Origin of the sequence: Nocardia sp. NPDC057440 (assembly GCF_042802915.1) — a bacterium.
Classification (GTDB): domain Bacteria; phylum Actinomycetota; class Actinomycetes; order Mycobacteriales; family Mycobacteriaceae; genus Nocardia.
In genome coordinates this window covers 137,776-148,484 of sequence record NZ_JBHVDF010000013.1, presented here as the reverse complement: position 1 = coordinate 148,484, position 10,709 = coordinate 137,776, and the positions used below count along the sequence as shown (strand labels likewise).

The window sequence follows — 10,709 nt, the reverse complement described above, 5'->3', positions numbered from 1 at the left end:
GACGTCAATCTTGTTGCATTAGAAGCGTTTCAGCCTGCGCAAGATCGATACAAGCGGCGCATTCGACAACATCCCGCTTCGTATTTTCGGATGAATTGCACTCAGGTTCATGAGCACGGCATAACGCAGGCCGTTGTCGCGCCATTCGGCCAGCTGATCGATCACTTCGTCCGGTGTCCCGGTCAGGCAGAATTCGCGCACCAGCGACCGCGGGACTTTTTCGATGTATTCGAGCACGGTCGGTTCGTCCAAGGTCTGCGGAATGAGGTCCTGCAGCCCGGCGAAATCCGCGCCCATCGGATGGGTGGCGCCGTGTCTTGTCCACATCTCGCCGGGGGCACAGAGCGTGAGCGCCCGCGCCCCGACGCTGTCGGTCAGCTCGTCGACATCGGACTGTCGCGCGCCGGTGAGCACGCTGAACACCGCCGCGGCTTCGACCGCCATCGGATTGCGGCCTGCGTCGGATGCCGCGCTGCGGACCTGTTCGAGCCGCTGCCGGTAATCCTGCGGCTGTTGAGCGAAGCCAGGGAACCACACGTCGGCGTATCGTCCTGCGGCGCGCAACATTCGCGGGCCTCCCGCGGCGACCCAGATCTCGGGCCGGGTGCCGCGATACGGCGGAATATCGAAGACGGCGTCCCGCAACGGGAAGTGCGCCGACTCCCGAGTGACCAAGCTGCCGCGTGAATCCCACAGCGCCCGGATGGTCGCCAGCGCTTCCTCGAAGCGCGCCACCGGCGCTTTCCAGTCCACACCGTAGGGCTCGTTGTTGTCGCGGATGCCGGTGCCGATGCCGAGAATCGCCCGGCCCCTGCTCAATTGGTGCAGCGTCGCCGCGGCTTGCGCGGTCACCGCCGGATTACGTCTGCCCGCATCGGTGACGCCGACCCCGAGGCGCATCCGCGCCAGCCGGTTCTGCGCGGCGAGATAGCCGAGCGCGGTCCACGGCTCATAGATCCCGTCGGCGTGCGGTGCGAGCCTGGTGATGCCGACGTGCCTTGGGTGCCAGATCGACGCGGGCAGGATGGAGGGCAGATGGTCGGTCACCCACAGCGAGTCCGCGCCGCCTGCCATCGCCAATGAACGGCTGCCGCGGAACTGCAGGTCGGGCGAAAACCGGGTGTAGACACCCGAATCCATGACGCCGGTGCGAAATTTCGCCATGTCGTGTCCTGTTCGATCATTTGGCTACTGGCTCGAGATCGACGCTGGTCTCGGAGATTTCGATGCGTTCGTGCAGAGTCGCGAGGCGGCGCGGCGCCCACCAGTTTGCGGCGCCCATCAGCCGCATCAGCGCGGGCGCGAGCACACCGCGGATCAAGGTGGCGTCCGACAGCACCGCCAGCGTCAATCCGAGGCCGAACAATTGGATGAACGACACGTGCGAGGTCACCATCCCCGCGAAGGCGATGGCCATCAGACAGGCGGCGGCGGTGAAAATGCGCGCGGTCCGCGCCACGCCCATGGCCACGGCATGGGTGTTGTCGCCGAACGACAGCCAGTCCTCACGGATGCGCGAGAGCAGGAACACCTCGTAGTCCATCGACACGCCGAAAGCGATGCAGAACATCAGAATCGGCATGGTCGGCACGAGATAGCCGGTCGGAGCGAAACCGAAGAGTGCGGCCAGATGCCCTTCCTGGAAGATCCACACCATCGCGCCGAAGGTCGCCGATAGCGACAGCGTGTTGAGCACCAGCGCTTTCACCGGCAGCACGACGCTGCCGGTGAAGAGGAACAGCACTACGAACGTGGACAGCGCGACCAGCGCGATCGCTAGCGGAACCTTCGCGCCGAGGGCACGCAGCGAATCGGCGTTCTCCGCCGCGGCGCCGCCGAAGCGGGCCTGACCGGGTGCGGTCACCGCGCGAATCCGGTCCAACTGGTCGATGCCCGCAGGCGAATAGGGATCGAGCCGAGTGCCGATCCGGAGACAGGCGCCCGCGTCATTGGCCATATCGGGCAGCGCGGAAGCCAGGCGCGTGCCGCCGATGTAGGTACCGGCCGCCGAGACCACCGAGGTGACACCGTCGACGCGCGACAGCTGCGCGGCGTAGGCGCCGATCGATTCGATCGGCCCGTGATAGTCGGGCAGCGCCACGAGCACGCCTGCCATGGCATTTTCACGGAAGTCGGTGCGCAGCGCATCGCCGACCTCGTGGCTGGTTGCCCCGGCGATCACCCGGTCGTCGGCGGACCCGAACCGTATCGACAGGAACGGCGCGCCGAGCACCAGCAGCACGGCGATCACGGCCGCCGCGGCGACCACGGGATGCCGCATCACCACGGTCACCGCGCGATACCAGCGACTCGCGGCCGGATCGACGGCGACCGGCGGCGGGCGACGCAGCAGGCGGCGCATCGGGATTCGCAGATCGAACAGGTTCACCCGTGGTCCGAGCACCGCGAGCGCGGCGGGCACGAGCAGCAACGTCGTGAACACAGCCGCCGCGAGCACGGCCAACCCCGCGTAGGCCAGCGAACGCAGGAAATACAGCGGGAACACCAGCAACGTCGACAGCGACAGCGCCACGACGAGGCCGGAGAACAGCACAGTGCGGCCGGCTGTCTGTGCGGTACGCAGCACGGCCGCCGTCGTGTCGCGGCCACCGGCGAGTTCCTCACGGAATCTGCTGACCATGAACAGGCTCGAATCGATAGCGACCGCGAAACCCAGTGCGCTCATCATGTTCAGCGCGAAGATCGACACATCACCGATCCCGGAGAGCAGCCGCAGAATCGGCAGCGTCGCGAAGATGGTGAAGACACCGACAGCGAGCGGAATCATCGACGCGATCACGCTGCCGAACACCAACATCAGCGCCAACCCGGTCAGCGGCACGGCAATTGCCTCCGTGACCAGAAGATCTTTGATGATCTGGTGGCTCATCTGGTCGAGTGCGACCGCCTGGCCGCCCGCTCGGACCGTGACGTCGCCGGTTTCGCGTGCGAGCTGTTCGGCGATCTTGCCCGCTCGCTTCGGCGCGTCGGTGTCGTCGCCGGTGACGTGGGCGAGTATCAGGCCGCTGCGGTCATCACTGCTGCGCAACGCCTGCCTCAGGTCAACGGGCAGTTCCCAGTACGACTGGACGGCGTCGATGTCGCCGCGCCCGCGCAGGTCCTTCGACAGTCGTTCGCCGACCGACCGTGCCGCGGGGCTATCGATGCCCTCCGGTGCGCTGACCAGGAGCACGATATTCGGCGCCGCGCCAGGAAAACTGCGATTCAGCAGTGCCGCGACTTGCGTCGACTCGGTGTTCGGCGGCACGAAGCCACCCGATTTCAAGTGCGCAGGCGCGGTCCAGCCGAGTGCGACACAGACAATTCCGATCAGTAAGGCCCCATAGAGAATTGAACGCGGCCGACGCGACGCAATGCGTGCGACACCAACAAGCATGACGAATACCTCGTTCAGATCTCGGGCGTTCGGGAGAATTACGCTCGGGTGACTATTCGGTGGCAGCGGATGCGGAATCGATCGAGCTGGCCAGCGCGCGCCATTCTTTGGCGTTCTTGCTGGCGAGTTCGGTGATGACCGGCACGGTGTGCGGTGGCACAGCGGCGATCAGGGTGGTCCAGACATCGCGCTGGATCGAGTGGGTGTGCAGCCAGCGCAACAGATCTCGGCCCTGTTGGTTCAACCGCATGGCGGGATCGCGGGTGAGCTGTTGCAGCAGCAGCGAGGCGTCATCCGGTTGTTCGGAACTGCCGACGCCGACCGGACAGTCCATCTCACGCAATCGCTTCCGGATGGCGTGGGCGGTGCTGATCGACACTTCCGCGGCCGCGGCCAAGGCACGCAGCGGCATATCGGGCGAGCCGGCCAGCAACTCGGCCACCCGCCGCCTGCGCTGCGTCCGATCCAGTGGCCTGCGGCGTCCGTCTGCGCCGACACGAACGTTCGACTGCGGAATTTCCGCACTCGAACGCTTTCGAATGGCGGCGACTGTCTTCCCCGACAGACCGGTGCTGGCCGCGATCGCCCGGTCCGACAACTCCGGCATCGAATCAATGATGCGCTCGGCCGCCACCTTTCGATCCGAGAGCGTCAGCGGCAGCCCGTGCGTCGTGTTCAGTTCGACGCCGCGGAGAAAGGCCTCGGCCTGACTGCCGTCGAAGAATTCGACCTCGATGCTGTCCTGCTGCCGCAACCGCGCGGCCCGCAGCCGGTGCATCCCGTCGATAACCCGCATTGTGCTGCGGTGCACCAGGATTGGCGGCAGTTCCGCCTCGATCTCGGCGAGCCGGGCGATATGCTTGCGGTCCTCGCCATTGGAACGAGGCGAGTCCGCGGGCAACAACTGATCGATCGAAACCAGATAGCGCGCGCTGGTCGAGATTGGAACTACATCACCGGCGGTAAAACTTCGCTCAGCGGACATTCGAAACCCCCAGGGGTGTCACCCAGAAACGGCACGGTCATCGATGACCAGACGGTCTCGAAACCGTCTAGGCTCCGACCGATCGGTCACAGCGTATGTGCGCGGGGTGTTCGATACTAGGCTTTCCAAAAAGAGTGGGGAGAGTGCGAAACTATGACAGTCATTGCCGACCCCGGTCGTACGGCACTGCTGATCGCGGGCACTGTGGTAGCGGAACGCGAGGGGCTACAACGCCTTTCGATCAATGCGGTGGTCGCGGAAGCCGGGATGGCGAAAGGCACCTTCTACCGCCACTTCGTCAATCGCCGCAGTTATGTCATCGCACTACACCGCCGGTTCTTCGATTCCCTCTCACAGAAGGTGATGGCTGCCCTGGTCGGCATTCCACCAGGGCTGGAGCGGGTCGGCCTGAGCCTCGACGCATTTCTCGATGCCTGCCTCGATGCGCGTGGCACCGAGGCGTTCATGGTGCAGGCGCGCACCGATCCGGATCTGCGCGAGGAGATCCGCAGACGCCACGAAATCTTTGTCGCGGTGGGGCAACCGGATATGGTCGCGGTGGGCTGGCCGGACCCGAACGCCGCGTCGCAGCTGAAGGTGGCCATGGTCGCCGAGATCTGCATCGCCGAACTCGATGTCCGCCGTCCCCGCCGCGACCTGCGCCGCGCCGCGGTCCAGATGCTCACCGCGAACCTGCAGTCCGTCGGATAGTCCTGCTCCCGCGGGCGCGGCGGGGAGAATGCGCTCAGCGTTCTTCGTACCGAATGTCGTAGGCGGCGGCGATCGGATTGATCTTCGCCGGGTCGAGTTCGCCATCGGTCAGCACCGCGGGCCCTGCCTCGAAAAGGTCCTCGAGGTAGTGCTCCCAGCCGCCCGGCGCGGAAATCTGCAGGACGCGCGGCGGCGGCGTCGAGACGCAGCGCAGCGCATGCGGAATGCCGCGCGGCAACAGCGTGAAGGTGCCTGTGCCCGCGGTGTAGGTGCGGTCGTCGTAGTCGATGCCGAGTTCACCGTCGAGGACGTAGATGCCCTCGTCGGCCGTGTGATGGATGTGACGCGGAATGTCCCTGGCGACAATCACTTCGAGCAGGGAGAAGCGGCCGTCGGTGTCGGCGGTCATCGCCTTCACGGCGAAGGCCGGCGGCATCGGCACGCGTCCCGGTCGCACCTGGCCGGGTTCGAGAAAGATGAAACGGTCTTCTGACATGGAACGCTGTCCTCCACTGTGAGATACTGGAACCGGATTCCGATTCCGTTTCAATTAACACCGAGGAGTGCAGACGTTGTCAACCCCATCGACGTCCGGCCGAAAAGATGCGCAGCGCAACCGGTTACGCCTACTCGAGACCGCAAGGGCATTGTTCGCCGAACGCGGCGACGACGTGCAGATGCCGGAGTTGGCGCGGGCCGCGGGGGTCGGGGTCGGCACCGTGTACCGGCACTTCCCCACTCGGCAGGCTCTCGTCGAAGCCGCCGCCGAACATCGGTTCGGCGAGCTGGCCGAATACGCGCGCACCGAATGCCGCAGGCAGCCCGAACTCGGCCGCGGGCTCGAGCTCTATCTGACCAGGGTCGGTGAGGTGCTGGCAGGCGACCGCGGACTCTCCGCCGCCATCGAAGCCGCCCGCGGGACATCGGAGACCGAACCACGCGGCACCGCCCTGACCGAACTCGAGGCGGCGATCCAGGTATTGATCACCGACGGCCGGGCCGCGGGAACACTGCGCGCCGACGCCACCGCCGCCGATGTCTACCTGCTCGTCGGCGCGTTGTCCGCGACCATCCGCACCGGCAGTGGCGACTGGCTCCGATTCATCGACCTCGCCGTGAACGGCTTGCGTGCGTCGTGAATCATCCACCGCGACAACAAAAACCGCCCCGGAGTCCTGACGGACGGCGGGGCGGTCGGTAGGCGGAGCTACTGCTGCGGGTTGTTACCCGGCTGCTGCCACGGACGACCATGGGGATCGTCGGGCCGGTACTGCTGCGACGGTTGCGGTGGCTGCGGCTGATCCGGCGGGAACGCTTCGTGCACGGGAATCACCGGTTGATGCGGAGAAGGCTCGTAGGAGCGCCTCGGTGCGGGCGTAGCGCCTTCGACCGGGGTGCGGGCGTCGGCCTCCGCGGCGCGGACCGCGCGTTCGATGGCTGGATCGCGGGCCGTGTCGAACCACCCCGCGACGTCGGAATCGTCCTCCGGCTTGCTCGCCACATCATCGACCGGCGCGGGCTCGTAGCGAAAGACGCCGTCCTCGCCCTTCGTGGCGAAGTTCTGCGCGAATCCTTCGAGCGCCTTTCCGAAATCGCTCGGCACCAGCCACACCTTGTTCGCATCGCCGCGCGCGACCAGCGGCAGCGTCTGCATGTATTGGTAGGCAAGCAGTTCCGGCGTCGGCTTACCGGATTTGATGGCGGCGAAGACCTTTTCGATCGCCTTCGCCTGACCCTGCGCCTGCAGGTAGGAGGCCGCGCGTTCACCCTGGGCACGCAGAATACGGCTCTGCCGTTCGCCCTCGGCCGCGAGGATCGCCGACTGCTTGGCGCCCTCGGCGGAGAGAATCGCGGCCTGCTTGGTGCCCTCGGCCGTCTTGATCTGCGATTCCCGCGTGCCCTCCGCTGTGAGGATCATCGCGCGCTTCTCACGGTCGGCCTTCATCTGCTTTTCCATCGACTCCTGGATCGACGGCGGCGGATCGATGCTCTTGAGCTCCACCCGCGCGACACGCAGACCCCAGCGCCCGGTCGCCTCGTCCAGCACGCCGCGCAACTGCCCGTTGATCTGGTCACGGGAGGTCAACGTCTGTTCCAGCGTCATGCCGCCGACCACATTGCGCAGCGTCGTCACGGTCAACTGCTCGACCGCCGCGATGTAGTTGCTGATCTCGTACACCGCCGCCTGCGGGCTGGTCACCTGGAAGTACACGACGGTGTCGATGTGCAGCGTCAGGTTGTCCTCGGTGATCACCGGCTGCGGCGGGAACGACACCACCCGTTCGCGCAGATCCACCTTCGCCCTGATCCGATCGGCGAAGGGCACCAGGAACGTCAGCTGGCCGGACACGGTCCGCGAGTACCGTCCGAGCCGCTCGATGACGGCCGCCTCGGCCTGCGGCACCAGCGCGATCGACTTGAAGACGACCACCACGACCAGCAGCACAAGAACGGCGGCAACGATCAGTACAGCCATTACGGCCCCTTCCAGACGACGGCGGTCGCGCCGTCGATCTTCATGACGAACACCTTGGTCCCCTCCGGATATTCTTCGGTCGGATCGAACGGCCGGGCGGTCCACACCTCACCGCCCAGTTTCACCTGCCCGCTGTGCTCGGTCACCGCGTCGAGCACCAGTGCCGACTTGCCGGGCAGCGCGTCCACATTGGTCGGCGTCAGCGGCGGCTTTCCGTAGTGCCGCAACAGAACCGGCCGCACCCCGAGCATCAGGACGATCGAAACCACCGCGAAGACGATCGCGTCCACGACCACCGATGTGTCTGCGGCAAAGCTGATTCCGGCGGTCAGGAGCGCACCGCTGCCCAACATCAGCAGAGTGAGGTCTCCGGTGAGCATCTCCGCCGCCGCGAGCAGAATCCCCGCGACCAGCCAAACAATTGCGGCCACAAAACCACTGTAGTGGTCCGGACCTCATCTGGGGCGCGACAGACACAAGATCAGCCCTCCGCCACCGGGCGGGCCGGGCACGGTAGCTTCGGGCGGGTGAGTTCGCGTGACATGTATGGCAACGACATCTTCGGCGGGCACTCGCGCAAGCAGAAGCGGGCAGTGCCGCAGGTGACGGCGGAACGAGACCTGGTCGTCGAAGACGCGGCGACCGGATTCTGCGGCGCCGTGGTCGGATTCGATCGCAGCTATGACGGTGACTTCGTGAAGCTGGAAGACGGGCGCGGAGCGGTGCGGCTGTTCGCGCTGCGCGAGGCCGCGTTCCTCATCGACGGCCAACCGGTCACCCTGCTCCGGCCTGCCGCTGCCGCTCCGAAAAGGGACACCCGCTCGGCGTCAGGCTCCACGCGGGTCGAAGGATTGCGCGCCCGGGTCGCCCGGACCAGCCGGATCTGGGTGGAGGGCGTCCACGACGCCGCCCTGGTCGAACGAGTCTGGGGCCACGACCTGCGCGTCGAGGGCGTGGTCGTGGAACACCTGGAGGGCCTGGACAACCTGGCCGAGCGACTCGTCGAATTCGACCCGGCCCCCGGCCGCAAAGTCGGCGTGCTGGTCGACCACCTGGTCACCGGCTCGAAGGAAACCCAACTGACCACCGGTCTCGGCCCCCATGTCCTCGTGACCGGCCACCCCTTCATCGATGTCTGGCAGGCGGTTCGCCCCGCCACGGTCGGGATCGAGGCGTGGCCGGAGGTGCCACGCGGCGAAGACTGGAAAACCGGCATCTGCCGCCGCCTCGGCTGGGGCACTCCCCAGGAGGGCTGGCGGCGCGTCTACAACGCCGTCGAATCCTTCCGCGACCTCGAAGCCCCGCTCATCGGCGCGGTGGAGCGGCTCATCGATTTCGTCGCCGAGCCCCAGCAGTAACCGGCACGTTCGAATTATCCGGTTTCGCCGAACCTCTCGTGCGGGCAGTCGACACGGCTGGGACGTCGAACGTATCCCGCCGCCGCATTCTGCAAGACTCGACGGGTGACCGACCATCGTGATGTGGACGCAACCCGGCTCGCTACCGACTCGCTTGCGCAAGGCGATCCGACCGGATGGTTCGAGCAGCTGTACGCCGCCGCGGAGGAGGGGTCGGCGATTGTGCCCTGGGATGCCGACGAACCGAATCCGCTGCTGGTCGACTGGGCCGAGCGGCACGAGCCCGCCGGTGTCGGCGGGCGGGCGCTGGTGGTCGGCAGCGGGCTGGGCAGGGATGCGGAACATGTTGTGCGGCTGGGCTTCCGCACCACCGCGTTCGATATTTCGGAAACCGCGATTCGGACGACCCGCGAGCGCTTCCCGAACTCACCGGTGGACTATGTGGTCGCCGATCTGCTCGATCCCCCCACCGAGTGGAGCGGCGCGTTCGACCTTGTGGTGGAGTCCATCACGGTGCAATCGATGCCACTGTCGGTGCGGGCCGAGGCCATCACCCGGGTCGCGACCATGGTCGCACCGGGTGGCGAACTGCTGGTCATCTCCGGCATCCGGGTGGAGGGCGAACATGTGGACGGTCCGCCGTGGCCGCTGACCCGCGCGGAAATCGAATCGTTCGCGGTCGGCGGGCTGGAACCCGTGCGCATCGAGCAGGTATCCCTGCCGACCAGGCCCGAGGCATACCGGTGGCGCGCGGTGTTCCGGAGGATCTGACACCGATGAGTTAACCATGCGCATTTCGAATCAGTCGGGCCGTCCATGCACGCAGCTCACCGGGGTACCAGGGATGGATGCCCCCGGGTAGCGATCACCCTTTATGCTCGATGATTATGTGCTCTCCTAGTGCCACGCTGACGGTGTGGGCCGGCTCATGGCTGGCCGGATGCAGCGCGCCCGACGACATCCTGGAGGCCTTGTACGCCTGGGCGCCGCAGCACACCATCGCCGCGGGCGACCCGGCGACCGGTGGCCGCAACGACCTGCCGTGGTCCTCGCGAGGCAACCTGCCCGGCACCGGAGTCATGGCCTTGCTCAAGGTGATTCGCGAGACCATGGCGCAGCCGGGCGCACAGCTGCGGCTGGTGCTTCCGGTGCCGGGCGACGTGCGCGGCCTGCCCGCGGGCACCGTGTTCGCCGCCGACGCGGTCGACACCGGTGAGGGATTGCTCATCGGCGTTCCGGGAGCCGACGGCACCGGCCTGATCCCGCAGTGGGCCGACGACGACACCCTGCAATGGACCGTCTACAGCACCCCCATCCCGCCCGCACCCGGCCCTGACATGTCGCTCGGCGAGGCCGAATACGCGATGCGCGAAGCCGTCCGCGACGCCGCCGACGCGCTGATGCAGCTGCACACCACCTCTGTCAACGCCGCCGACTCCGACCCACGCGAACTCATCGAGGCCGAGCTCGCCGACTACTCCAAACACGACTACCCCGAGTCGATTCCCTTGCGTGCCAGGCGAATTCTGAACAGCGCCGACCACGTAGCCGCCATCCTCACCGTGGCACAACGGGAACCGGCATCCTCCCCCACGTCGGCGACGGCAATCGGTGCGCAAGAAGACCTGCTACGCCCACTCTGGGACGCCATCCGCGCTGCCCGCCTCGTCGCCGTGCACGCGGCGGCACGCGGCACGTCGTGAGTCGCGCGAAACCATCGATCGGATCGCACACCGGGTGCCGGCCCTCTTCTGGTTGAATGGGGCCGACCAACCCGGCTCT

At 66.7% G+C, this 10,709-nt stretch carries 11 protein-coding genes; 5 read left to right on the top strand and 6 right to left on the bottom strand.

Annotated elements, in window-relative coordinates; genetic code table 11:
• Positions 1 to 18 precede the first annotated feature (18 nt).
• Genes ACFU4Z_RS25405 through ACFU4Z_RS25395 form a run of 3 tightly spaced genes read right to left on the bottom strand, consistent with a single transcriptional unit; the run spans position 19 to position 4,382 of the window.
• Complete coding sequence (locus tag ACFU4Z_RS25405) at positions 19 to 1,164, bottom strand: LLM class flavin-dependent oxidoreductase (RefSeq protein WP_379067189.1); 1,146 nt, start codon at positions 1,162 to 1,164, stop codon at positions 19 to 21.
• A 16-nt stretch (positions 1,165 to 1,180) separates the two neighbouring features.
• The gene (locus ACFU4Z_RS25400; protein WP_379067187.1) at positions 1,181 to 3,397 is read right to left on the bottom strand and encodes an MMPL family transporter; all 2,217 of its coding nucleotides are present in this window, start codon (positions 3,395 to 3,397) and stop codon (positions 1,181 to 1,183) included.
• Between the two features lie 52 nt (positions 3,398 to 3,449).
• Positions 3,450 to 4,382, bottom strand: coding sequence for a ParB N-terminal domain-containing protein (locus ACFU4Z_RS25395; protein WP_379067185.1), 933 nt, complete (start codon positions 4,380 to 4,382; stop codon positions 3,450 to 3,452).
• 153 nt (positions 4,383 to 4,535) lie between these two features.
• On the opposite strand from ACFU4Z_RS25395, the gene ACFU4Z_RS25390 reads away from it, so the two are divergent.
• Complete coding sequence (locus tag ACFU4Z_RS25390; protein WP_379067183.1) at positions 4,536 to 5,093, top strand: TetR/AcrR family transcriptional regulator; 558 nt, start codon at positions 4,536 to 4,538, stop codon at positions 5,091 to 5,093.
• A 34-nt stretch (positions 5,094 to 5,127) separates the two neighbouring features.
• Here the strand turns inward: ACFU4Z_RS25390 and ACFU4Z_RS25385 are convergent, their stop codons facing one another.
• Complete coding sequence (locus tag ACFU4Z_RS25385) at positions 5,128 to 5,589, bottom strand: cupin domain-containing protein (RefSeq protein WP_379067181.1); 462 nt, start codon at positions 5,587 to 5,589, stop codon at positions 5,128 to 5,130.
• A 76-nt stretch (positions 5,590 to 5,665) separates the two neighbouring features.
• On the opposite strand from ACFU4Z_RS25385, the gene ACFU4Z_RS25380 reads away from it, so the two are divergent.
• A complete protein-coding gene (locus ACFU4Z_RS25380) occupies positions 5,666 to 6,232 on the top strand; it encodes a TetR/AcrR family transcriptional regulator (protein ID WP_379067179.1) in 567 nt (188 codons plus the stop codon).
• Positions 6,233 to 6,300: 68 nt separating this feature from the next.
• Here the strand turns inward: ACFU4Z_RS25380 and ACFU4Z_RS25375 are convergent, their stop codons facing one another.
• Positions 6,301 to 7,569, bottom strand: a complete 1,269-nt coding sequence (locus ACFU4Z_RS25375; protein ID WP_379067177.1) for an SPFH domain-containing protein — start codon at positions 7,567 to 7,569, stop codon at positions 6,301 to 6,303.
• Positions 7,569 to 8,000, bottom strand: a complete 432-nt coding sequence (locus ACFU4Z_RS25370) for an NfeD family protein (RefSeq protein ID WP_364901172.1) — start codon at positions 7,998 to 8,000, stop codon at positions 7,569 to 7,571. Before ACFU4Z_RS25370 ends, ACFU4Z_RS25375 begins: the two co-directional genes overlap by 1 nt.
• A 111-nt stretch (positions 8,001 to 8,111) precedes the next feature.
• On the opposite strand from ACFU4Z_RS25370, the gene ACFU4Z_RS25365 reads away from it, so the two are divergent.
• The 3 genes from ACFU4Z_RS25365 to ACFU4Z_RS25355 all read left to right on the top strand — a co-directional run bounded on the left by ACFU4Z_RS25365 (position 8,112) and on the right by ACFU4Z_RS25355 (position 10,630).
• Positions 8,112 to 8,927 (top strand): DUF3097 domain-containing protein, encoded by an 816-nt coding sequence (locus ACFU4Z_RS25365; RefSeq protein ID WP_379067378.1) that lies wholly within the window; start codon positions 8,112 to 8,114, stop codon positions 8,925 to 8,927.
• Positions 8,928 to 9,032: 105 nt separating this feature from the next.
• Positions 9,033 to 9,698 carry a class I SAM-dependent methyltransferase gene (locus ACFU4Z_RS25360; RefSeq protein WP_379067175.1) on the top strand — a complete coding sequence of 222 codons (666 nt, stop codon included), beginning with the start codon at positions 9,033 to 9,035 and terminating at the stop codon, positions 9,696 to 9,698.
• A 116-nt stretch (positions 9,699 to 9,814) separates the two neighbouring features.
• Positions 9,815 to 10,630, top strand: coding sequence for a hypothetical protein (locus ACFU4Z_RS25355; protein ID WP_379067173.1), 816 nt, complete (start codon positions 9,815 to 9,817; stop codon positions 10,628 to 10,630).
• Positions 10,631 to 10,709 lie beyond the last annotated feature (79 nt).

What these genes read in the sequence shown, in the direction of transcription:
- ACFU4Z_RS25385 (WP_379067181.1), bottom strand. Translation starts at nt 5,589, where the DNA reads ATGTCAGAAGACCGTTTCATCTTTCTCGAACCCGGCCAGGTGCGACCG.
- ACFU4Z_RS25355 (WP_379067173.1), top strand. Translation starts at nt 9,815, where the DNA reads ATGTGCTCTCCTAGTGCCACGCTGACGGTGTGGGCCGGCTCATGGCTG.
- ACFU4Z_RS25390 (WP_379067183.1), top strand. Translation starts at nt 4,536, where the DNA reads ATGACAGTCATTGCCGACCCCGGTCGTACGGCACTGCTGATCGCGGGC.
- ACFU4Z_RS25365 (WP_379067378.1), top strand. Translation starts at nt 8,112, where the DNA reads ATGTATGGCAACGACATCTTCGGCGGGCACTCGCGCAAGCAGAAGCGG.
- ACFU4Z_RS25405 (WP_379067189.1), bottom strand. Translation starts at nt 1,164, where the DNA reads ATGGCGAAATTTCGCACCGGCGTCATGGATTCGGGTGTCTACACCCGG.
- ACFU4Z_RS25395 (WP_379067185.1), bottom strand. Translation starts at nt 4,382, where the DNA reads ATGTCCGCTGAGCGAAGTTTTACCGCCGGTGATGTAGTTCCAATCTCG.
- ACFU4Z_RS25400 (WP_379067187.1), bottom strand. Translation starts at nt 3,397, where the DNA reads ATGCTTGTTGGTGTCGCACGCATTGCGTCGCGTCGGCCGCGTTCAATT.
- ACFU4Z_RS25375 (WP_379067177.1), bottom strand. Translation starts at nt 7,569, where the DNA reads ATGGCTGTACTGATCGTTGCCGCCGTTCTTGTGCTGCTGGTCGTGGTG.